The organism is Planctomycetota bacterium (assembly GCA_039182125.1).
GTDB lineage: Bacteria > Planctomycetota > Phycisphaerae > Tepidisphaerales > Tepidisphaeraceae > JBCDCH01.
Map to the genome: position 1 here is coordinate 52,151 of JBCDCH010000011.1, position 20,701 is coordinate 72,851.

Annotated in this window: 19 protein-coding genes and 3 pseudogenes; 7 read left to right on the forward strand and 15 right to left on the reverse strand. The window is 63.3% G+C overall.

Annotation, left to right across the window (positions count from 1 at the left end; genetic code table 11):
* Positions 1-2 precede the first annotated feature (2 nt).
* Positions 3-656 carry a cytochrome c oxidase subunit 3 gene (locus AAGD32_04625; GenBank protein MEM8873526.1) on the forward strand — a complete coding sequence of 218 codons (654 nt, stop codon included), beginning with the start codon at positions 3-5 and terminating at the stop codon, positions 654-656.
* 81 nt (positions 657-737) lie between these two features.
* Here the strand turns inward: AAGD32_04625 and AAGD32_04630 are convergent, their stop codons facing one another.
* Positions 738-1,253: a hypothetical protein gene (locus AAGD32_04630; GenBank protein ID MEM8873527.1), complete on the reverse strand. Its 516-nt coding sequence runs from the start codon at positions 1,251-1,253 to the stop codon at positions 738-740.
* A 116-nt stretch (positions 1,254-1,369) separates the two neighbouring features.
* On the reverse strand, positions 1,370-2,485 hold the full coding sequence (locus AAGD32_04635; protein MEM8873528.1) for an Ldh family oxidoreductase: 1,116 nt from the start codon (positions 2,483-2,485) through the stop codon (positions 1,370-1,372).
* Between the two features lie 131 nt (positions 2,486-2,616).
* On the opposite strand from AAGD32_04635, the gene AAGD32_04640 reads away from it, so the two are divergent.
* Entirely contained in the window at positions 2,617-3,333 is a 717-nt protein-coding gene (locus AAGD32_04640; protein ID MEM8873529.1) for a DUF1223 domain-containing protein, read from the forward strand.
* Here AAGD32_04640 and pdeM read toward each other — a convergent pair.
* From pdeM to purB, 4 genes are all read right to left on the reverse strand, one after another.
* Positions 3,302-3,961 carry a ligase-associated DNA damage response endonuclease PdeM gene (gene pdeM, locus AAGD32_04645; GenBank protein ID MEM8873530.1) on the reverse strand — a complete coding sequence of 220 codons (660 nt, stop codon included), beginning with the start codon at positions 3,959-3,961 and terminating at the stop codon, positions 3,302-3,304. The genes AAGD32_04640 and pdeM overlap by 32 nt on opposite strands.
* A 14-nt stretch (positions 3,962-3,975) precedes the next feature.
* Positions 3,976-6,426: a ligase-associated DNA damage response DEXH box helicase gene (locus AAGD32_04650; GenBank protein MEM8873531.1), complete on the reverse strand. Its 2,451-nt coding sequence runs from the start codon at positions 6,424-6,426 to the stop codon at positions 3,976-3,978.
* Between the two features lie 15 nt (positions 6,427-6,441).
* Positions 6,442-7,362, reverse strand: a complete 921-nt coding sequence (locus AAGD32_04655; GenBank protein MEM8873532.1) for a DUF58 domain-containing protein — start codon at positions 7,360-7,362, stop codon at positions 6,442-6,444.
* 88 nt (positions 7,363-7,450) lie between these two features.
* On the reverse strand, positions 7,451-8,893 hold the full coding sequence (gene purB / locus AAGD32_04660) for an adenylosuccinate lyase (protein MEM8873533.1): 1,443 nt from the start codon (positions 8,891-8,893) through the stop codon (positions 7,451-7,453).
* A gap of 27 nt (positions 8,894-8,920) precedes the next feature.
* On the opposite strand from purB, the pseudogene AAGD32_04665 reads away from it, so the two are divergent.
* Positions 8,921-9,016, forward strand: a pseudogene (locus tag AAGD32_04665) (acyl carrier protein).
* 588 nt (positions 9,017-9,604) lie between these two features.
* Positions 9,605-10,210 (forward strand): thermonuclease family protein, encoded by a 606-nt coding sequence (locus tag AAGD32_04670; protein ID MEM8873534.1) that lies wholly within the window; start codon positions 9,605-9,607, stop codon positions 10,208-10,210.
* Between the two features lie 46 nt (positions 10,211-10,256).
* Here AAGD32_04670 and AAGD32_04675 read toward each other — a convergent pair whose 3' ends face one another.
* The 3 genes from AAGD32_04675 to epsC all read right to left on the reverse strand — a co-directional run bounded on the left by AAGD32_04675 (position 10,257) and on the right by epsC (position 12,187).
* Positions 10,257-10,616: an HU family DNA-binding protein gene (locus AAGD32_04675; protein MEM8873535.1), complete on the reverse strand. Its 360-nt coding sequence runs from the start codon at positions 10,614-10,616 to the stop codon at positions 10,257-10,259.
* A 154-nt stretch (positions 10,617-10,770) separates the two neighbouring features.
* Positions 10,771-11,103 (reverse strand): hypothetical protein, encoded by a 333-nt coding sequence (locus AAGD32_04680; GenBank protein MEM8873536.1) that lies wholly within the window; start codon positions 11,101-11,103, stop codon positions 10,771-10,773.
* A 118-nt stretch (positions 11,104-11,221) separates the two neighbouring features.
* On the reverse strand, positions 11,222-12,187 hold the full coding sequence (gene epsC / locus AAGD32_04685; GenBank protein ID MEM8873537.1) for a serine O-acetyltransferase EpsC: 966 nt from the start codon (positions 12,185-12,187) through the stop codon (positions 11,222-11,224).
* Positions 12,188-12,233: 46 nt separating this feature from the next.
* On the opposite strand from epsC, the gene glmM reads away from it, so the two are divergent.
* A complete protein-coding gene (gene glmM / locus AAGD32_04690; GenBank protein ID MEM8873538.1) occupies positions 12,234-13,619 on the forward strand; it encodes a phosphoglucosamine mutase in 1,386 nt (461 codons plus the stop codon).
* Here glmM and AAGD32_04695 read toward each other — a convergent pair.
* Both AAGD32_04695 and AAGD32_04700 read right to left on the reverse strand, forming a co-directional pair.
* The gene (locus AAGD32_04695; protein ID MEM8873539.1) at positions 13,616-14,269 is read right to left on the reverse strand and encodes a CIA30 family protein; all 654 of its coding nucleotides are present in this window, start codon (positions 14,267-14,269) and stop codon (positions 13,616-13,618) included. The two genes, glmM and AAGD32_04695, sit on opposite strands and share 4 nt — an antisense overlap.
* A 115-nt stretch (positions 14,270-14,384) precedes the next feature.
* Positions 14,385-15,098 carry a transposase gene (locus AAGD32_04700; protein MEM8873540.1) on the reverse strand — a complete coding sequence of 238 codons (714 nt, stop codon included), beginning with the start codon at positions 15,096-15,098 and terminating at the stop codon, positions 14,385-14,387.
* Between the two features lie 217 nt (positions 15,099-15,315).
* Between AAGD32_04700 and AAGD32_04705 the strand changes: the two genes are divergently transcribed.
* Positions 15,316-16,173: a hypothetical protein gene (locus tag AAGD32_04705; GenBank protein ID MEM8873541.1), complete on the forward strand. Its 858-nt coding sequence runs from the start codon at positions 15,316-15,318 to the stop codon at positions 16,171-16,173.
* Positions 16,174-16,199: 26 nt separating this feature from the next.
* Here AAGD32_04705 and AAGD32_04710 read toward each other — a convergent pair whose 3' ends face one another.
* The 4 genes and pseudogenes from AAGD32_04710 to AAGD32_04725 all read right to left on the reverse strand — a co-directional run bounded on the left by AAGD32_04710 (position 16,200) and on the right by AAGD32_04725 (position 20,563).
* A complete protein-coding gene (locus tag AAGD32_04710; GenBank protein ID MEM8873542.1) occupies positions 16,200-17,540 on the reverse strand; it encodes a dihydrolipoamide acetyltransferase family protein in 1,341 nt (446 codons plus the stop codon).
* A gap of 52 nt (positions 17,541-17,592) precedes the next feature.
* Positions 17,593-18,573: an alpha-ketoacid dehydrogenase subunit beta gene (locus tag AAGD32_04715; GenBank protein MEM8873543.1), complete on the reverse strand. Its 981-nt coding sequence runs from the start codon at positions 18,571-18,573 to the stop codon at positions 17,593-17,595.
* A 265-nt stretch (positions 18,574-18,838) separates the two neighbouring features.
* Positions 18,839-19,975: a thiamine pyrophosphate-dependent enzyme gene (locus AAGD32_04720; protein MEM8873544.1), complete on the reverse strand. Its 1,137-nt coding sequence runs from the start codon at positions 19,973-19,975 to the stop codon at positions 18,839-18,841.
* 123 nt (positions 19,976-20,098) lie between these two features.
* Positions 20,099-20,563 (reverse strand): annotated as a pseudogene (locus AAGD32_04725) (type I glyceraldehyde-3-phosphate dehydrogenase).
* Here AAGD32_04725 and AAGD32_04730 point away from each other — a divergent pair.
* Positions 20,558-20,701, forward strand: a pseudogene (locus AAGD32_04730) (type I glyceraldehyde-3-phosphate dehydrogenase). The pseudogenes AAGD32_04725 and AAGD32_04730 overlap by 6 nt on opposite strands.

The window sequence follows — 20,701 nt, forward strand, 5'->3', positions numbered from 1 at the left end:
ACATGTCCGCCGACAGTCCAACCACGCCGCTTGGATACGACCCATTCACACGCCCTGACCACCACGTCAGCCAAAAGACACAGAAGCTCGGAATGATCCTGTTCCTGGTGTCGCTGGGCGTGCTGTTCGCGTCGACGATGCTGGTCTACGTTCTCGTCCGGCTTGTTTTCGGTGCCGAGAAGCCCGAGATCGGCTACATGCGTGACGAACTCGCGAACTGGAAGCTGTTCCTATCGACGATCGTGGTCTTGGCGGCGAGCGCGACGATCCATTTCAGCGTCAAGGCGATCCAACGCGAGCGGCGTGAACCCTTCATGCGTTGGCTGCTCGTCACCGACCTGCTCGCCGTGGCGTTCGTTGCGATTCAGATCCCGGCGATGATCGCCATCCTGCAATACCACGGCGGCAGCACCAACACCGACGGCGAACTGATCGCATCACCAGATCGCTTCTTCGGCGTCACCATGTTCCTGATCCTGCTCCACGCACTGCACGTGGTCGGCGGGATCATTTATCTCCTGATCGTCACCGCCAAGGCAGCGAGCGGGAAGTACGACCACGAAAACTATCGCGGCGTCGCCCATGCGGCGCTTTACTGGCACTTCCTCGACGTAGTCTGGATCATCATGTTCGGCACACTCCTCATCCTCGGCTAGCAGGCCTGACGAATGCAACGTAAAACGACCCGGACGTTCGCACGTCCGGGTCGTTGGATTGCTGGAAGATTCGCTTGCAGCTTACTTGCCGCCGCCGAGCGCACCGCCGATGTCGCCGAGCTTGCCTGCGGCGTCGGCCGCTCCTTGGGCTTTGTCGAGCATGCTGGTCAGGCTCTCGAGCCTCGCGGCCATGGGTTCGGGCAGCTTGTCCTTGAGGGCGATGAGCTTGTCGAGGATTTCCTTCGCTCCGGCGAAGTTCTTCTCGGTGATCATCGTCTCGGCCTGGCCGAGCATCTCTTCGGCCTTGGCCGCGAGTTCCGGACCGGCCAGGCTTTCGAGGGCTTCACCGGCCTTCTCCTTCATGGCGTCGACCGCACCATCGGTGATCTCCTCACCACGAGCAGCGGCCTCGTCCTTGATGCTGTCCAACATGCTGCTGCCCTCGGCCGCGGCTTCATCGGCGGCTTCGTCGACCGCGTCGGTCACGTCGTCCGTCGTGGACGACTCTTCACAACCGACGCCGACAAAAGCCACACCGCTCACGGCGGCGGCCAACATCAACGACTTCAACACGTTTTGCAGTTCTTCACGATTCATGGTTGGTTCTCCAAATGGTTCGGTTTCATCAGTCAGGCTTCACGCCTAAGGATATCTGATGCTAACGGGACACCTGATGCATGTCACGGTTGGAACTTGTTGCGATCGAGCCAAGCTCAATCGAACGCAATCCCTGTCTGCTTGCTGATATCCCGCAGTTCTTCGACAACGGGCAGGATCAGCGGCACGCCGTTCATCTTGCGATCGGCCTCAGCGGCTCGCTCGGGATCACCGGGCAGCAGGACCGCATCTTGTCCCGGCGTGGGCGGGGTGGCGGTCATCGTGGCGCGGTAGTCGTCGAGTTGTTTCTTGAACTCGTCGGGGTCGATGAAGCCGTCGAGCCGCATGGCACCGAAGAAGTGACCGATGCCCTTGCCGACGGACTTGCTCGGGATCTCCTGCCGCAACGCGAACGGCGGTGCCCACGGCCCCCAGTTCGCACCGCTGAGCACGCAAGTAAAAACGTCCACCGCAACCGCGAGCGCCCAGCCCTTGTGCCCGCCGTGCTCTCTGCGGCTACCCAACGGGAGCAGTGCCCCGCCGTCGACCATGTCGTTCGGGTTCGGCGACTCGGCACCCTCCTTGTTCTGGAGCCAGCCCATCGGCACCTCTTCGCCACGCCGCCGGGCCATCTCGATCTTGCCGTATGCCGCCGCGCATGTCGCAAGGTCAACGACGACGTCCGTCGAGCCGTTCGCGCCGCCGCCGGGGAAGCCGATCGCGATCGGATTGGTGCCGGTCATGCGGTCCTTGCCCCAGAGCGGCGCGACAAGCTTGGTGGTGTTGGTCATCGACCAACCGATGAGGTCACGCTTGAGCGCTTCGAGAACATAGTACCCCGCGATGCCGTAGTGGTTGGTGTTGCAGACGCTCACCCAGCCGCTACCGACGTCATCCGCCTTGTCCATGGCGATGCGGTTGGCCTTGGGTCCCACGACCAAGCCGAGGCCGTTGTCGCCATCGACCGTCGCGCACGTCTTGTTCTCACGGACGATCGTCAGCTTCGGCGTCGGGTTGATCCGGCCGAGTTGGAGCATGTCGAAGTAGGTGTGCAGCCGCGCGACACCGTGTGTTTCGATACCGCGCAAGTCCGAAGCGGCCAGCACATCCGCCGCGAGGTGGGCATCTTCGTCGGAGATGCCGAAGTGCTTGAAAGTTTGCACGGAGAAGTCGTGGAGCTTCTCGATCGGAAACGTGATCGTCTCGCTGCTGGGGGCGGTGTCGATGTTCATGGGCACGAGAGTGTAACGAATGGGGCCGACATTCGATGGCCCGCACGGCATATGCCGGAAACGCCCGAAGATTTGTAGAAAGAAGCTTCGCGCCGGTCCGACTTCTTCACACACTCTCACGAGGTACCCCCATGAAACTCACCATCCTGATCGTGCTCGTCGGTTCACTCGCCCTGCTGGCTTTCGGGGCAACCGGCGAGAAATCCGACACGCGGCGCCCCGTCATCGTCGAACTGTTCACGTCCGAGGGTTGCAGCAGTTGCCCGCCGGCCGAGGCCGTGCTCAACGATCTGCACCAAGGCCAACCTATCGACGGCGTGGACGTCATCGCGATCGCTTGGCATGTCACCTATTGGGATGATCTCGGCTGGGTCGACCCGCTCGGCGACAGACGTTTCACCAAGCGCCAGCGTGAGTACGCTCGGACGTTCGGACGGGGCAACGTGTACACGCCGCAGATGATCGTCGGCGGGACCGAGGAGTTCGTCGGCAGCAACCGGTCTCGCGCCGCATCGTCGATCGCGTCGGCGGCCGAGGTCGATCCGATCCACGTCACCATCACGTCGAACGACCACGACGTCCTCTGCGGCACGGTCGAAGGTGTCGAAGGACCGATCACGCTCGTCGTCGTCGAGGACGGCCTGACATCCAAGGTCCAGCGTGGCGAAAACCGTGGCAAAACGCTGACCCATGACGGCGTTGCGCGGACGTTCGATCGCGTTGAAGCCGGAGCGTTCGAGATCGCCGTGCCATCGGACGTGAATCTCGCCAACGCCCGACTCGTCGCGTTTGCCCAGTCCGACTCGCTCGGCCCGATCACCGCCGTTGGCGTTGCAGGCCTGGAGTAGTCGGCACCTCACACACACGCCCGGCGGCAACGGCAAACAGCCGACGACCCGGGCGGGGTTCCATCACGCAACCGCCGGTGAAACTGCCGAACGCCGGCAGAACGAGCACGTCCTCATCCACGCACACACACGGTACCCGGACATGGCTGCCGTCGTAATCGGGCAAGCGCACGGCCGGATGCAGATGACCGCAAAGTGTCGGCGTATCGGGCGCTTCGGGCGGATGGTGGGCGAAGTTCAGCCCGGCTTCGGCGAATTCGCCACGCACATCGAAGCCCAGCGAGTCCGGTGGCCGACCCGCATGGCGGTCGTGGTTGCCGAGGACGAGCGACACGTCGAGGTCCGTGTGTCGGTCACGCCACGCCGTCAATGCCACATGCACCGCTTCGCTCTGACTCGCCTTGGCGTGAAAGAAATCGCCGAGAATGATCAGGCGTTTGGCATCGCCGAGCGCCTCGTCGAGTCGTTGCAAGTCCGCGGCGGTGTTGCCATCGGGGATCGGCATGCCGGCCGCGCGAAACACGTCCGCCTTCCCGAAGTGGGGGTCGGCGATCAACGTCGCATCCCCCCACCGCAACGCTCGCTGTGGCAAGGCGGTGAACTCGTGTTGGGCGAACGTGAATCGCATCCGTGCGACCGATCCTAGCCGGCCGCGCGTTCGAGTTGGCGCATCATCCGCTCGATCCGGTCGGCGGCTGCTTCGACGCGGATCGTTTGGCTGCTGATCCGCTGGGCCCAGATCGGAAACGCCATCGGCGTCAGTCGCCCCGGCTCGGTCAGGATCAACTTCTGGTTCCGCAAGTCGGCCAACGCCGCGGCGAGCCGGTCGATCTCGAGCTGGCGTTCGAGCACCTCACGTCGCGCCTGCTCGAGCAACAGGTTTTGCGGATCGAACTCGATGAAAACGTCGAAGAACAACTGCGCGGAGGCTTGCAACTGCCGCGTGGACTTCGGCGCGCCCGGCGAGGTGGCCAGCACCAACCCCGCCACGCGTGAGATGTCACGGAACTGCCGCTTGGTCAGCTCGCCGGCATTGAGACACGCCAGCAGATCGTCGAGCAACCCGTCGGCCGAGAGCAGCGATCGCCACGTCGGTTCATCAAGCTTCAACGGCCCGGACGCGAGCAGTTCAATACCGTAATCGGTGAACGATGCGGTGATGCTCACGTCGAAGCGTCGACCGATGCGATGAGCGATCACACTGCCGAGGCCTTCGTGAACGAGCCGACCAAGCAGCGGATAAAGAAAGTGATGATCGCCTTCGCGGGTGTGGATCGATTCGATGAGCAGTTCACCGTTGCCCGGCAGATGGCTCCACGCGTGCTGCACGTTCAGCAGCGGCGCGATTGTTCGCATCTCCAGGTCCGCATGATCGCCTTCGCGGGCCGACTCGAGTCGATCACGCACGGCGTCGGCCAGCAACGTACTCAGCGGGAAACGCCCGCCCGCCCAGCTCGGCACGCTGCCGCGCTTGCTCTTGGCCGGCCGAACCGTCGCGGCCATGTCACGCATGCTCACGAACTCCAACGGGCGCCCGGCGAACGTGAACGTGTCACCCGGCTTGAGCTTGCCGATGAACGCTTCCTCGATCGTGCCCAGCCGCTTGCCGTTGCGCAACTGCAGTGCGACGACACCGTCGGACGTGATGGTGCCAATCCCGAGGCGGTGCAAGCGGGCAAGCTTGTCGTCGCCGATGACATAGCGGCCATCTGGCCGGCGGACGACCTTGCGGAACTGCGGGTAAGCGTCGAGCGTCGGACCGCCGCGTTCGACGAAGTCGAGTACCCACTGCCATTCCTCGTCGGTCAATTCGGCGAATGCCGCGGCGGTGCGCACTTCGGACAGCAGTTCATCCGCGTCGAACCCACCTCCCGCCGCCACGGTCACGACATGCTGGGCCAGTACGTCCAACGGCTTGCGCAGCGGCAACCGTGGCTCGACCGACTTCCGCTCCACGCCCTCCCGCGCGGCGGAAAACTCGACCAACTCGAACGCATGCGTTGGCACACAGATCACCGTGCTGGTGAGCCCCGGCGTATGGCCACTGCGCCCGGCACGCTGGATCAACCTGGCGATGCCTTTCGGGCTGCCGATCTGGACGACGCGATCGACCGCCGGGTAGTCGACGCCGAGATCGAGGCTGCTGGTGCAGACGACCGCGCGCAGTCGCCCCTCGCGCAAGAGACCTTCGACCTCGATGCGAATCTTGCGGTCGAGGCTGCCGTGATGGATGGCGATTTCGCCAAGCCAATCGGGACGTTTGGCGAGGATCGTGCGGAACCACACCTCGACCTGAGCGCGCGTGTTGGCAAAGACCAGCGACGTGCCGCCCCGCTCGAGTTCGGCCACGACGGCGTCGGCCATCCGCAGCCCCATATGCCCGCCCCACGGGAAGCGCTCGATGCTCTCCGGCAGGAGTGTCCGCACTTCGATCGGCTTGCTCGCGTCACCATGCACCATGACGCCGCCATCGGGACAAAGCGTGGCGAGCGCCTGATCGAGATTGCCGAGCGTGGCGGAGAGGCCCCAAGTTCGTAGTTGTGGGTTGAACTGCCGCAGTCGCGCGATGCCAAGCTCGGCCTGGACGCCGCGCTTCGTGCTCATCAGTTCGTGCCACTCGTCGACGATCACGCTTTGCAGGCCGGTGAACGATTGCCGGGCATTCGGGTAGCTCAGCAGCACACTCAAGGACTCGGGCGTGGTCACCAAGACTGTCGGCAGCCGGTCACGCTGACGCTTGCGGACCGACTGGGACGTGTCGCTGGTACGCAGCTCGACCGACCAGTCCAGCCCGGCCGCTTCGATCATCCGTGTCAGTGCGTGGGCCGTGTCGTTCGCCAACGCCCGCATCGGCGTGATCCAAAGCACCGCGTGCGGCTCACCGCGCGAGCGCTTTCGCGGTGGCGTGACTTCACGCTGCAATCGTTCCGCCAACGGTCCGCCAAACACGCTGAGCGTCTTGCCGCTGCCCGTCGGCGCATGCACGAGCCCACTGCGGCCATCGAGGAAGTACCGCCACGCTTCGAGTTGAAATACAAACGGCGTCCACCCACGCTCGGCGAACAACTTCTCGAGTGGCGCGGTCGCGGACACGCACCATGGTACGGATCACCGCAGAAGCCCGCGCTCACGCAGGTAGTTCAGCACCAGCGTGTCGAAGCCGACGGCGGTGGAGGTGAACAGGTACGTGCCGCCACGGCGGGTGACGTAGTCCTTGACCGCGAGGCAATAGGCGTTGAGGTTGGCCTTGTACTTTTTCATCAGCGGACCGTTGACGCTGATCTCGGCGGTATCGCCGTCTTCGAGGTCGACGAGTTTCAGGTCACCCTTGAGCTCTGGGTCGATCTCCTGCGGGCTCAGGGCGTGAATGGCATAGAGGTCGAGGTTGCGCGTGGCGAGGTACTTCAGGCCGGACTCGAAGCCTTGCTTGTCGAAGAAGTCGCTGATGACCACGCACACGCCCTTGCCGCGGTTGGCGAGGGCGAACCGCTTGCACGCCGCGGCGAAGTCGCCGCCGTCGGTCGGTTGGAGCTTGTCGAGGAAGTCGACGACGCGGCGGACCTGCCGCCGACCGCGCAAGTGGCCGGTGTCCGACTCGACGCCGTCGCCGAGCGCGACGACCTTCACGCGGTTGTAGTTCACCAGCCCGACGTACCCGAGGGCCGCGGCGACCTGCTTCATGTAGAACGCCTTGTTCGGCTCGCCATAGTCACAGCTCTTGCTCACGTCGACCAGCACGTACAACGCCAGATCTTCTTCCTCGAGAAACAACTTGAGGAAAAGCTTGTCGAGGCGGGCGTAGATGTTCCAGTCGATGAAGCGCAGGTCATCGCCGATGACGTAGTTGCGAAAGTCGGCGAACTCGACTGACTGCCCCCGGCGCTTGCTGCGGCGTTCGCCCTTGAGTTTGCCATTGAGAATCTTGCGCGACATGACGTCGAGCCGATCGAGCTTGGCCATGAAGCCCGGATCGAGGGCAAGCTTCGGCTGCTTGGAAATCGGAAGGGTTGACGTGTCGAGCTGAGTCATACGGCGTGGGCGTCAAGGTACAGCATGCGCTTCGCGAGGAAAGTTGCGTCTCCCTTGAGCCGCGGGCTGTCAGCCCGCGGCTCGGACATCACACGTTCAAATCGGCATCGTGCTTGATCTCGTACCGGTCGCGGATCGGTTGCACGACTTGCTCGACGAAGCGCTGGGTTTGCAGCGGAGCGCGGCCGATGTACTTGCTCGGGTCCATGACGTTGGCGAGGTCGACGCCGGCGAAGGCGGCGTCGCCGCAGAGACGGTCGAGGAGGTCGTTGGGTTTGCCGTGTTGCTTGACCTGCTCGGCAGCGGCCATGCTGTGTTGGCGGATCTTCTCGTGCAGTTCCTGGCGATCGCCGCCCTGCTGGACGGCGGCCATGAGGATGTCCTCGGTGGCCATGAACGGCAGTTCGTCGTGGACGTAGCGCGTCACCGTGGCCGGGTAGACGGCCATGCCGCGGGCGACGTTGAGGACGATCCGCAGGCAGCCGTCGATCGCGAGCAGCATCTCCGGCAACGCGAGGCGTTTGTTTGAACTGTCATCGAGCGTCCGCTCCATCCACTGCTCGGCGGCGGTTTGAAATGGACTATCCATCAGGCTGATCACGAACCGCGCCAGGCCCGTCGCACGCTCGCAGCGCATCGGGTTGCGTTTGTACGCCATCGCGCTGCTGCCGATCTGGCTTGTCTCGAACGGCTCCTCGACCTGCTTGAGGTTCGCGAGCAGGCGGATGTCGTTGGCGAACTTGTGGACACTCGCCGCGATCCCACCGAGGTCGGCGGCGATGCGGTGGTCTACCTTGCGCGGGTAAGTCTGCCCCGTCACCACGAACGACTTTTCGAAGCCGAACTCGGCAGTCACGCGGCGGTCGAGCTCGTCGACCTTGTCACCGTCGCCGTTGAAGAGAGAAAGGAAGGACGCCTGCGTGCCGGTCGTCCCTTTGACGCCGCGGAACTGGAGCGCGTCGATGCGGTGTTCGATCTCGGCCAGATCGTCGGCGAAGTCCTGAGCCCAGAGCGTGGCGCGTTTGCCCACGGTCGTGAGCTGGGCCGGTTGGTAGTGCGTGTAGCCGAGCGTGGGCAGGTCCTTCCACTCCAACGCGAAGTCACCGAGCGCTGCGACGACCGACGCGAGTTGCTGCGCGACGTGTCGCAACGCTCCGCGCAGAATGATCAGCTCCGCATTGTCGACGACGTACTGGCTTGTCGCGCCGAGGTGGATGATCCCCTTGGCCGCCGGGGCGGCCTCCTCGAAGGTGTGGACGTGGGCCATCACGTCGTGCCGCAGCTTCTTCTCGAACTCCGCCGCACGGTCGAAGTCGATGTCGTCTTTTGCCGCTTCCATCTGCGTGATCGCGTCGGCGGAGATGCGTTCAATGCCGAGTTCGCGCTCGTGCTTCGCCAACGCGATCCACAGCCGCCGCCAAAGCCCGATGCGATGCCGGGCCGAGAGCAGCTTGAGCATCTCCGGCCCCGCGTTACGAGCCGCCAGAGGTGAGACGAACGTGTCGTGCGAATCTTGGTGTGCATCCGGCATGGGAGCGGCTACTTTAGCCGCATGGGTTTGGACACCGTTGAACTTGTGATGTCGGTCGAGGAGCGGTTCGGGATTTCGATTTCTGATCCGGTGGCCGAACGTGTCATGTCCGTCGGCGATCTGTTCGTGCTGGTTTGCCAACTCACCGGCGCGCAGGCAAGCATTGTCTGCCCGTCGGCAGCTGGGTTTCGCGCGCTTCGACGTGACATGCCAATGGTCGGTCGACACCGGCCCGGCCAATCGATCGATACAGCCGTTCCGCGTCGACATCGACGAGAGATCTGGGATCGCCTAGAGGCCAAGCACGGCAAATCGCTCCCAAAACTCACTTGGCGTCGGCACTGGGCATATGCATTGGGATTAGCCTTGCTCGCAGCAGTCACCGGGTTTCTCTGCATGGCGGCCGTCGGATCGACATACGGAATGACGGCGTTTCTCCTGGGGGTGCCGATCGCTGTGGGGCTTTGGCTGGTCGGAACTGCGACAGCCGACCAACCGCCTCACAATGTGGCGACGCTCGGCGATCTCGCGCGACGCTGGCCGTTGCCGAAGGGTTCATGGACACCCAATGGCGTCTGGCCAGAACTGCGTCGACTTGTTTCCGAGCAGGTCGGCATTTCGGAGGAGAACATCACGTCGGAGAAGCAGTTCGTCCGCGATCTCAACATGGACTGATCCATCGTGCCGCGCACCCCTTACCTTGACGCCGAAGTGAAGCGGATTGCGCGGCGGCACCGGCGGCTGCGTCTGATGAAGCTCTGCGTTGTTGCGTTGCTCGTCGGCGGATTGGTGCTGTCGTTTTGGCTGGGGCGCGGCGGCACCGTCTATGACGACGTGGCGCGGTTTGATGGGCACTGGTTCCCGGTCGATCGGGTGGTCGATGGGGACACTTTGCGTGTGCTCGACGGCGGTGAAAGTGTGTCGGTGCGGTTGCTCGGGATCGACACGCCGGAGCCGGGGGCACCGGGCGGAGATCAGGCGACCGACGCGGTGAAACGTGTGCTTGGGGATCGGGTGCTCCTGGACGTGCATGGTCCGCGCACCCGTGACAAGTACGGGCGACTGCTCGCATACGTGTATCTATCCGAGAGCGAGATGCTCAATCGCTTGTTGATCAATGAAGGCTTGGCGTATGCGTATCGACCAAAGGCACACGCGTTCTCCCGGGACTTCGGCACGGCCGAGGCGCGGGCACGAAAGAAGCAACTCGGTCTGTGGGCGACCATCACCGACGAGCAGCAACCGGTTTGGCGGCAGAAGTGGTTGAGCAAGGAAGAGGAGCGACGGAAAGCGGCGCTGATGCCTTGGCAGCGGTGAAGCGGGCATTTACATGGGCGGTTGTGGGGCAGCCTCGAAACTGACTTCAATGCCGTCCGTTGGCCGCGTTGAGGCTCGTGGCTGACGGGGGTGTGTCGTGCGCTTCGATCTTCTGTTTCATCAGCCGGCCGACCTTGAACTTCACGGTACGCTTCTCCGGGACGGCGACCGGTTCGTTGGTCTTGGGATTCTTCGCGCGGCGGGCTGCACGCATCTTGCACTCAAAGACGCCAAAGTCGCGAAACTCGAGTCGATTGCCCTCGGCGAGTTCTTCAATAACCTCGTCGAGAAAGAGCTGAACGACCTGCTTGACGCAAGTCCGCTTCTGTTGCGTCGCGTCGGCGATGCGGTCGATGAGTTCTTTTTTCGTGATCGTCGTGGTGCCATCGTCGCGGACACTTCCCATGAATCACCTCCGCCTGAAAGCGGTTGTCGAAATTCATTGGCGACCGTTGCGAGAGAATCATCCCGCTCGGCCGGCAAGCCATACCCCTAACCAGAGCATGGTGTACCGCGCCGCGATGGCAATTTCTAGCCACGAGCGATTCCGTGCATGATTCTTAGCGCGTCTGGACAAACACCCGCGTCGAGATCGTGCGTCGGTCGGTGCGATCGAAGTTGCCCCGCCGGCTCTGGCGCTGACGGTCATCGAGGCGAATCACGTTGTAAGTCACCACCTCCGAACGGAACCCGGCGAACGCCGCTTCGTCACGATCGGTGCGATCAAACCGGCTCGCCTCCTGCACCGGTCCGAACAACGCGACCTCCGGCGTGAACACCAGGGACCGCGACGGAATCCCCGGCAAATGCTTCACGGCCGCCGGCTCGGCCGGAGGCTGGGCACAGCCGGCAACGGCACACAAACCGAGGAGCATCGCGGTGAGCACTTTCATGCCCGACACCATCAACGACGATGCCACCGCCACGGAAGCCACAAAACCGAAGCCCAAGGCACGCTTATCGCCGACCGGATGCGCCGGATGATGTCATGATGCAACGCCGCCTGTCGGATCAGATTTGGTAGTCCATCACGACGAGCGTCTCCGCCTCGTCCTTGCGGCGTTTCTTGCCGCGCTCCCGGTAACGCAGGCTCGGTGGCTCGGCGGTGACGGTCGTGCGCGGCGGGACGCTCTCGGTAATGAACACGTTGCCGCCGATCGTGCAACCCTGCCCGATGACCGTATCACCCCCGAGAATCGTTGCGCCGGCGTAGACGACGACATTGTCCTCGATCGTCGGATGACGCTTGGTACCACGGATCATCTGGCCGAAGGCCGGCGCGAGCGCCCCCAGTGTGACGCCCTGATAAACCTTGACGCCTGTCCCGATCGCGCAGGTCTCACCGATGACAACGCCGGTGCCGTGGTCGATGAAAAAGCTGTCGCCGATGGTCGCGCCGGGGTGAATGTCCACGCCGGTGCGTGAGTGGGCGTACTCGGTCATCACCCGCGGCAACAGCGGAACGTTGAGCAGGTACAACTCGTGCGCGAGCCGCTGCACGGCGATCGCGAGCAGGCCCGGGTAGCTGAAAATCGTCTCATCCGTGCTGGTCGCGGCCGGGTCGGAATCGAAGGCCGCTTGCACGTCCGTCGCGAGCTTCGCCCGTACCGCCGGCAGCAAGTCGAAGAACTTCTGCACGATCGCGACCGCTTCCGCGTCGCACCGCCGCTCGGTGTCCTCGCAACCGGGCTTGTTCTCGCGATAGCGGAAGCAGTAACGGATCGGCTCGTACAACCGCTCCATCAACTCCGCCACCTGCTCACCGACGCGGAACGGCAGCGTCGCTTCGGTGATCCCCTGCTCACCGAAGTAGCCGGGGAAAGCCAACTCCAACAACCGGTCGGTGCAATCGCACACGACCTCCCGGCTGGGCAGGTACGAAAGGTTCAACCGGGCGAGCGTCGGATGTTCGTGTACCGAGTCGACCAGCTTCCGCACGGTCGCCGGCAATGCGTCGTTGAGTTCCTGCCGAAGCATGTGTGGAGTGTACACGCCGCGCCGGGGCGTTCCCTACCCTGACCGCATGAGCGACGTTCAGGACGCATTGATGATCGGGGTTTCAGGCATGCGGGGCACCATCGGCGGCACCCTCGATCCCGCCACTGTCTCACGCATGGCGGCCGCGTTTGCGGTGTGGATGAAGAAGCAGGTCGACGGCGTCCCCGTCTGCGTGCTGGGCCGGGACTCGCGGCCGTCGGGGCAGTTCGTCCGTGACATCGCCGCCGGCACGCTCAGTGCGTCGGGCGTCCAAGTCATCGACCTCGGCATCGTCACCACACCGGGCGTCGCGCTGATGGTCAAACGCCTTCGCGCGGAGGAGAACATCGCCGGCGGGATGATCGTCACCGCGTCGCACAACCCGATCCAGTGGAACGGGCTCAAAACGCTGACCAAGGACGCCGTCGCCCTGCCGCCCGCTGCGGCCGCAGAGCTACGCGAGTTGTACGATGCCAACGCCTCCGACTTCGTTCGCGTCGAACACGTCACCGCGCCCAAGTCCGACACGACCACCCACGCCGCCCACGTCAAAGCCGTCACCGACTACATCGACATGCTCGGCGTGCAGAGCAAGCGCATCAAAGTTGTCGTCGACTCGGTCAACGGCGCCGGTTGCGTCACCGTCGCGACGATGCTCGGCAAAATGGGCTGCGAGGTCGTGCATCTCAACAGCACGCCCGACGGCCAGTTCCCTCACGAACCCGAGCCGACTGAGGCAAACCTGACCGACTTGTGTACAGCGGTGAAGAAGCACCGCGCCGCCGTCGGTTTCGCGCAAGATCCTGACGCGGATCGCCTTGCCATCGTTGACGAAAACGGCACTTACATCGGCGAAGAGTACTCGCTCGTGCTGGCCGCGATGCATGTCATGCGCAAGAAGCCCGGCAGCGTCGCCGTGACCAACATGAGCACCAGCCGAATGATCGACGACGTCGCCGCGAAATTCGACGGCAAGGTCATACGCACACCCGTCGGCGAGGCGAACGTCATCGACGCGATGCTCGCCAACGACGCCCGCATCGGCGGTGAGGGCAATGGCGGCGTCATCGACCCCCGCATCGTTCCCGGCCGCGACTCGCTCGTCGGCATCGCGTACACCCTGCAACTCATGGCCGACACCGGCAAAACGCTTAGCCAACTTGTCGCCGACATCCCCAGCTACGCCATCGTCAAGGACAAGCTCCCGCTCGCCCAAAAGTCCGACGCCGAGCCGCTCATCGACAAGCTCGCCGCCCACTTCGACAACGAGAACATCAACACCGAGGACGGCCTCCGCGTCGACTGGCCCGATGGCTGGGTGAGCGTCCGCCCGAGCAACACCGAGCCGATCCTCCGCATCATCGCCGAAGCGCCGACCGAGGAAGCCGCGATCGCTCGCATCGCCGAGTGCCGAAAGGTCGCCGGGCTCTAGTCGCCTCGCACCACGTCGATCCAATCGACCTTCAACTCAAACGGCCCGTCTTCGGTGTCGTTGAGATTCAATCCGATCTCGAACGCGCGGGCCGGATCCAACTCGTCGGCATTGACCGAGTTCCCACGCCAGCTCGGTGCGAGATCATCGACGTCGATCGTCACCGTCTGCCATTGCCCGATCCGCTCCGGATCGATCGGCAACTCGCCGCGGTGCGACACCAGCCGGCCACGCCAACGCTGGTCGTCCATCACCATCAGCCGGTATGGCTGCCGACCGTCCGACTTCACCCGCATCACGATCGCCTCGGCCCCCGCCAACGTCCCCGGCTCGATCCGCAACCGCACTGACGAAAACCCGCCGCCATTGGTGTTGATCGAACCGTGGAAACGCATCACACCATCGATGAACTCGACATCGCCGAGCGACCGCCCGCCCATCACGTTGTCGTTGACCATCCGCCATTGGCGATTGGCCTGGGCATCGGTGAAATCGACGAGCCGTGTCCGGTCAGCGGACGCGAGACTCTCGCCATCGCGGTGCTGGGTCTGATCCTCGGCATCGACGGCATCAGCCGCCAACGCCGACCCCGCAGCAAACGCCGCGGCAAGAAGACTGCTCCGTCCAAGCTCATGGAAGTTCAAAGGCATGTCTCACGCGTAGCGAAAACGACGCCGCCGGGAACAGTTTCATCAAAATCGAGCGACACAGCCTGCATATCGCTCACGCAAACCCGAACGAAGAAAAAGGACGAAGAAAAAGGTGTCAGGGTCCTTTTTCGACAGGCTTCTTCGGTCGGCCGCGGCGGATGAGGGTGCTGGCGAGGCCGAGCCGGTCGGCGGCGCCCCGCACCCAGTCGTCTTCGCCGAACGGCCGGCCACGCTTGATGCTGGTCTGCACGGCCGCCGCAGTCTCCTCCGACATCGAGCGGTTGACCTGTCGCCGCCAGTCGGTCGGTGCGGGCACGGGCCAGTCGGCCAACCACGCCACCCGGCGACGTCGCAACGCGAAACTACCCCACGGCCAATCGGCCGCATCGGTCACCAGCCCCGCCCGCACCGCGTTCGCCTCGACGTACCGCGCCACCGTCCAGAACCCACGCTCGCCGCCGGACGCCTCGCCCGGGTCCTGCACCGGGAAGCTCTTGAACCGCCCCTGATAAATCGGCCCCTCGCCGGTGGTCCGCTGTGCCGCCCGGTAACGGTGCGTGTGCGTCAACGCCAGCCAGCCCATCCACGACGAAAGCTGCCCGTCTGCACCCGGCCGCACGAGCAGGTGCCAGTGATTGGGCATCAGGCAACACGCAAAAATCTCCGGCCGCGGCCGACCCTGCTTCGCCTCCCGCTCGATCGACTCGCCGAGCAACGCGAGAAACGCCAGCCAATCCCCCTCCCGCAGAAACAACGGTTCACGCCCCACCCGGCGGTTCAACACATGGTAGATGACGTTCCCGTCCGCAACGCGAGGGGCCCGAGGCATGGGCGAACGCTACCGAGCCGCAGGATCATGTGCAAGAAAAGGACCCTGACACCTTTTTCCGCCCCTTTTTCCGCCTGACACCTTTTTCTGCCCTCACACAACCTTAGCTAAAGCCTAGCACAACTCTTACCCTTATCCCTCGTGGAGACAGGGACATGTGCTACGCTTTGTTCCCTAACCGCTGCGACAAGTTCAACCGTCTCAAACGGAGTGCATCATGACTGAGTTCACGGTTGCGGATCAAATCACTGAATCGATGCCGGGTGGATTGGCAGCGAATGCGGCATGGCACTTCGCGCACCGCTACCTTCCGGGAGCTGTCCGACGGATCGGCTCAAACATGGGGTTTCCGGCTGGCTCCGATTTTCAAGGCCCGGCGGGGAGAGATCAGCTCGATAGCCTGATCTGGCTTCGAGATGAGGCAAAGTCCTCGCTTCGACCAAGACTCGTCGAGGAAGCATGCGAAAATCCATGTCCTAGCTTCTTTTCGACGCGCTGGTTTAGGCGCCAACTCGTACGAGTTGGTCTAACGAAGGAAGAGGCATCAAGCGCGGTCAGGCGCGCATATTATCGCTGTGCTTCTGTTGTCGACACTCTTACGAAGGTTCGATGTTGCGTGTTCAAGGCACAGTACGGGTTTTTCGCATACTATGACGAAATTCTGCGGTCACAGACGGTGTATTTTGCATCGCCAAATGGAGCAGCACAAGAGCGACAGCTTCACAAGCTTATGGAGATATCCGACCTGTCGCGTGAGCCTGAATACGATTACCGCGCGATTGCCAGAGCCAAGAGTGTTGTCAAACAAATGAGAACAAATCCTAAACCGCAAGGAAGCAAAGCTTTTCACGACAGAACGATCGGCATCCTTAAAGTAACGGGGTGGGAAGACGACGCTCTCAGACGAGTTGCAGTCACGGCGTATCGCGAAACACACAGATCTATAGCTGCATTACTCCACGCCGAGTCTGAATCGAACGAAACATACCCAGAGCAGCATTTCGCAGAACTGGTTGTCAAGATTTTCCGTGATGAACTTCTATCTGCAATAGAAGATCGGATGGCACGAAAGTAACGTTTGATATTTTGTTCTTCTACCAGTTACACCAACATCCCCGCCGGCTGTTGGAGCATGTCTCTTAGCGTGCCGAGGAACTTCGCGGCGTCGGCGCCGTCTACGGCTCGGTGGTCGGCGGACAGGGTCACCGTCATGATGCTGCGGGCTTCGAAGTCGCCGGCTTCGTTGACGACGACTCGCTTGGTGGCGCCGCCGATGGCGAGGATGCCGACTTCGGGTGGGTTGACGATGGCCATGAACTCCTTGATGCCCATGGTGCCGAGGTTGGAGACGGTGAAGGTCGCGCCGGTCATCTCGTCGCCCTTGAGCTTCTGCTTGCGGGCCTTGTCGATCAGGTCCTTGGAGCGAAGGCGGATTTCCTTGAGGCCCATCTGATCGATGTTCTTGAGGACCGGGACGATGAGGCCGTCGTCGAGGGCGACGGCCATGCCGAGGTGAACGTCGCCGAACTTCTTGATGGCGTCGCCGGTGAAGTGGGCGTTGAGGCCGGGGTGGGCCTTGAGGGCACAGGCGACGGCCTTGGCGATGACGTCGCCGATGGAGAGGCGGATGCCCTCGGGCTCGAGCATCTTGTTGAGCGCGGCCCGGGCGGCGTTGGCGGCTTCCATGTCGATGTCCATCGACTCGTAGAAGTGCGGGATCGTCTGCTTGGACTGCTGCAGGCGGGCGGCGATGGTCTTGCGCATCTTGGTGAGCGCGACTTCCTCGACCTGGCCAGAGGCGACGCGGTCGGGGAGGACAGCCACAGGCTGAGCGACCTTGAGTTTATCGTCGGTGGTGGACGCACCAGCCGCCGGCGTGGCTTTGCCACTGTCGATGAAGTCGAGGACGTCTTTTTGGACGATGCGGCCGCCGGGGCCGGAGCCGTTGCCATGAAGGGCGGCGATGTCGACGCCCTTCTGTTCGGCGATGCGGCGGGCCAGGGGGGAGGCCTTGATGCGGCCGGTGGGGGCACCGTTGGCGGAGCCGTTGGTCGGCAGGGCTTGTGTGGCGACGACGGCGGCTTTGGTTTCGGCGGATTCGTCGACCTGGGCTTCGGCGGTGTGCTGCGCTTCGGCCGGAGCGGCCGCTGAAGCGGCCTTGCCACTGCCCGCATTCGCCTTCACCTCGGCGACGTCTTCACCTTCCAGCGCGACCACGGCGAGGACGGCGCCGACGTTGGCCGCTTCGCCCTCTTGCACCAGCAGCGCGGCGATGGTGCCGTCGGAGTCCGGGCCTTCCATCTCCATCGTCGCCTTGTCGGTTTCGATCTCGGCGACGATGTCGCCTTCGTTGTAAGTGTCCCCTTCGGCGACGTTCCACTTCACGAGGGTGCCCTCGGTCATGGTGTCGGACTGCTGCGGCATCGTGATCTGGGCGGGCATGGTGGGAAGTCGGAAGGAGGATTGCGGAAGGCGGAAGTACGGAAAAGCTTGCTTAGCGGTAGCAGACTTCCTTGATGGCTTTGATCACCTTGTCGGGCTGCGGGAGCATGGCCTCTTCAATGTAGTGGCCGTAGGGGACGGGGATCTCGTCGCTGTGGACGCGGCCGATGGGGGCGTCGAGGTGGTCGAAGACGTCGGTGTAGATTTCTTCCATGACGCCGGCCCCGATGCCGCAGTAGCCGTAGTCCTCGTCGACGATCACGCAGCGGTTGGTCTTCTTGATGCTGTCGATGAGCGTTTGCTTGTCGAGGGGCCGGAGGCTGCGGAGCGAAATGAGTTCGCAGTCGATGCCTTCGTCGGCGAGCTTTTCGACGGCGGGCTGGGCGAAGCGGGCCAAGCTCTTGCCGTAGCTGATGACGGTGCAGTCCGCACCTTCGCGCATGACGTCGGCCTTGCCGATGGGGAGCGTGTACTCCTCGTCGGGAACCTCGCCCTTGTCGTTGAGCATGATCTCGGATTCGAGATAGATGACCGGGTCGTCGCAGCGGATCGCGGCCTTGAGCAGGCCCTTGGCTTCGTAGGGCGTGGCCGGGCAGAGGACGATCAGGCCGGGGATGCGGGCGTAGATCGTCTCGACGCGGTGGGAGTGGGTGGCGCCGAGCTGGTGGGCGATGCCATTGCCGCCGCGGAAGACGACGGGGACCTTGTACTGGCCGCCGGACATGTAGCGGACGTTGGCGGCGTTGTTGACGATCTGGTCGAGGCAGACCAGCGTGAAGGACCACGACATGAACTCGACGATGGGACGCAGGCCCATACAGGCGGCCCCGATGCCGATGCCGGAGAAGCCGGCCTCGGAGATCGGCGTGTCGAGGATGCGCTTGGGGCCGAAGCGGTCGAGCATGCCTTCGGAGACTTTGTAAGCACCGTTGTACTCGGCGACCTCCTCGCCCATGAGGAAGACGTTCTCGTCACGTTCCATCTCTTCGGACATCGCGGCCCGAAGGGCTTCTCGGTATTGAATCTGGGGCATGGGATGATCTAGTGAAAACTGTCGGCCGGAACACGTTCAATGACCGCGATCCGAAGCCATTTGCAAGAGCGACACCACCCGGCAGTGTATTTTCGGCCCGCCCCGCCGATTCGACGCCCACCGGTGCGATCAAGCGGCTGTGAACGGCCGCACTTGCAACAACGAATCTGCCAGTCTTTCGTCGTGTTCAGGCCAGCATCGGCGGCGACAGACTCGAGATGATCAAGGACATTTCTCATCATCTGCAACTGCGGCGGGAGCGAATTCAGGCGGTAAACGGATAATTCTCGCTGAGGATGTCATCCCAGCGGGAGTCCAACGGCGGGTGCGGATCGGCGTCGGCCTGCTTGATCGCGTCCTTGACGATCTGGCGGATTTCCTTGTCCATCGCCTGGGCCTTTTCGTCATCGAGGAAGCCAGCTTCGCGGAGTTTGACTTCGTAGACGGTGATCGGGTCGCGGTCCTTGGCGGACTCGGCCTCTTCCTTGCTGCGGTACTTGAGCGGGTCGGACATCGAGTGGCCGCGGAAGCGATAGGTGTTGGCCGAGATGTACGTCGGACCTTCACCGGCACGTGCCCGATCGACAGCCTTGCCGAACTCGGTGATCACCGTGTCGAGGTCGTTGGCGTCGACGTTGACCGTCGGCATGTCGTAGCCGAGGCCACGCTTGGCGAGGTCTTCCTCGGCGGAGTGGCGTTCGATCTGGGTGCCCATGGCGACGCCGTTGTTCTCGATCACCCAGATCACCGGCAACTTCCAGAGCGACGCGAGGTTGAGCGCTTCGTTGTGGGTGCCCTGGTTGATGGCGCCATCGCCGAACATGCACCAGGTGACGCCGTCGGTGTTCTTGTACTTCTGGGCGAACGCGATGCCGGCCGCGACCGGGAGGTGGCCGCCGACGATGCCGTGGCCACCGTTGTTGCCGGCATCCGCGTCGAAGAGGTGCATCGAGCCGCCCTTGCCCTTGGAGCAACCGGTGTACTTGCCGAAGAGCTCGGCCATCGCCACCTGCGGGTCCATGCCGAGGGCAAGCGAATGGCCATGGCAGCGGTAGGCGTTGATGAGTTGGTCGCCTTTGTCCTTGTTCCAGAGGGCGGCGATGCCGACGGCGATGGCTTCCTGGCCGGAGTAGAGGTGGCAGAAGCCGCCGATCTTCATCTCCTTGGTGCCATCCTCCAGCGTGCGGGGCTGGGTGTATTCGCGGTAGGTGGATTCCTCGAAACGACGCAGGAGCATCATAAGACGCAGCCGTTCCAGCTCGACTTTCCCGTCGCTGCTGAAACGGCCGTTGGTCGGCTCGTCTTTGGGGGTTCGGTCTACGACCGGAGAGGCGATGCCCGACGCGTCGTCGGACTTCGGCTTGATCTCAGCTACTGCTACGGCACCGTTCGATGAGGCCATGGATTGATCTTAGGGTGTTTCAGGGTCGGGAGTCAGCCCAAATCGTACCCGATTCGGCCAGACCGCAAGAAGCAGCGGCCGGGTCGTCAAACCCGGCCGCCGATGGACGAATCACACGCCGCGTTACGCCGTGATCTTGCCGATCAGGTCGACCACGCGGTTGGAGTAACCCCACTCGTTGTCGTACCAGCTCACGACCTTGAAGAACTTGTCGTTGAGCTCGATGCCTGCCCCGGCGTCGTAGATGCTGGAGCGCGGGTCGGTGATGAAGTCGGAGCTGACGACCTCGTCCTCGGTGTAGCCGAGGATGCCTTTCATCGGACCGTTGGCCGCCTGCTTCATGGCCGCGCTGATGTCGGCGTAGCTGGTGGATTTGGTCGTGCGGAAGGTCAGGTCGACCGCCGAGACGTCCATCGTCGGCACGCGGAACGCCATGCCGGTGAGCTTGCCCTTGGTCTCGGGCAGGCACAGGCCGACGGCCTTCGCGGCACCGGTGCTGGACGGGATGATGTTCATGTACGCGTTGCGACCGCCACGCCAATCCTTCTTGCTCGGACCGTCCTGGGTCGGCTGGGTTGCGGTGACTGCCTCGCGCCGATCACCAAGGTCATCCTCGACAACTTCGGCCTCGAGGAAGGCCTGATGACCACCATCCACGCCGTCACCGCAACCCAGCCGACCCAGGACGGTCCGAGCAAGAAGGATTGGCGTGGCGGTCGCAACGCG

Coding starts and splice junctions, on each gene's coding strand:
- purB (MEM8873533.1), bottom strand. CDS start 8,893: ATGCCGGATGCACACCAAGATTCGCACGACACGTTCGTCTCACCTCTG.
- AAGD32_04700 (MEM8873540.1), bottom strand. CDS start 15,098: ATGCCTCGGGCCCCTCGCGTTGCGGACGGGAACGTCATCTACCATGTG.
- AAGD32_04705 (MEM8873541.1), top strand. CDS start 15,316: ATGACTGAGTTCACGGTTGCGGATCAAATCACTGAATCGATGCCGGGT.
- AAGD32_04680 (MEM8873536.1), bottom strand. CDS start 11,103: ATGAAAGTGCTCACCGCGATGCTCCTCGGTTTGTGTGCCGTTGCCGGC.
- AAGD32_04715 (MEM8873543.1), bottom strand. CDS start 18,573: ATGCCCCAGATTCAATACCGAGAAGCCCTTCGGGCCGCGATGTCCGAA.
- glmM (MEM8873538.1), top strand. CDS start 12,234: ATGAGCGACGTTCAGGACGCATTGATGATCGGGGTTTCAGGCATGCGG.
- epsC (MEM8873537.1), bottom strand. CDS start 12,187: ATGCTTCGGCAGGAACTCAACGACGCATTGCCGGCGACCGTGCGGAAG.
- AAGD32_04630 (MEM8873527.1), bottom strand. CDS start 1,253: ATGAATCGTGAAGAACTGCAAAACGTGTTGAAGTCGTTGATGTTGGCC.
- AAGD32_04695 (MEM8873539.1), bottom strand. CDS start 14,269: ATGCCTTTGAACTTCCATGAGCTTGGACGGAGCAGTCTTCTTGCCGCG.
- pdeM (MEM8873530.1), bottom strand. CDS start 3,961: ATGCGATTCACGTTCGCCCAACACGAGTTCACCGCCTTGCCACAGCGA.
- AAGD32_04655 (MEM8873532.1), bottom strand. CDS start 7,362: ATGACTCAGCTCGACACGTCAACCCTTCCGATTTCCAAGCAGCCGAAG.
- AAGD32_04720 (MEM8873544.1), bottom strand. CDS start 19,975: ATGGCCTCATCGAACGGTGCCGTAGCAGTAGCTGAGATCAAGCCGAAG.
- AAGD32_04625 (MEM8873526.1), top strand. CDS start 3: ATGTCCGCCGACAGTCCAACCACGCCGCTTGGATACGACCCATTCACA.
- AAGD32_04675 (MEM8873535.1), bottom strand. CDS start 10,616: ATGGGAAGTGTCCGCGACGATGGCACCACGACGATCACGAAAAAAGAA.
- AAGD32_04710 (MEM8873542.1), bottom strand. CDS start 17,540: ATGCCCGCCCAGATCACGATGCCGCAGCAGTCCGACACCATGACCGAG.
- AAGD32_04640 (MEM8873529.1), top strand. CDS start 2,617: ATGAAACTCACCATCCTGATCGTGCTCGTCGGTTCACTCGCCCTGCTG.
- AAGD32_04635 (MEM8873528.1), bottom strand. CDS start 2,485: ATGAACATCGACACCGCCCCCAGCAGCGAGACGATCACGTTTCCGATC.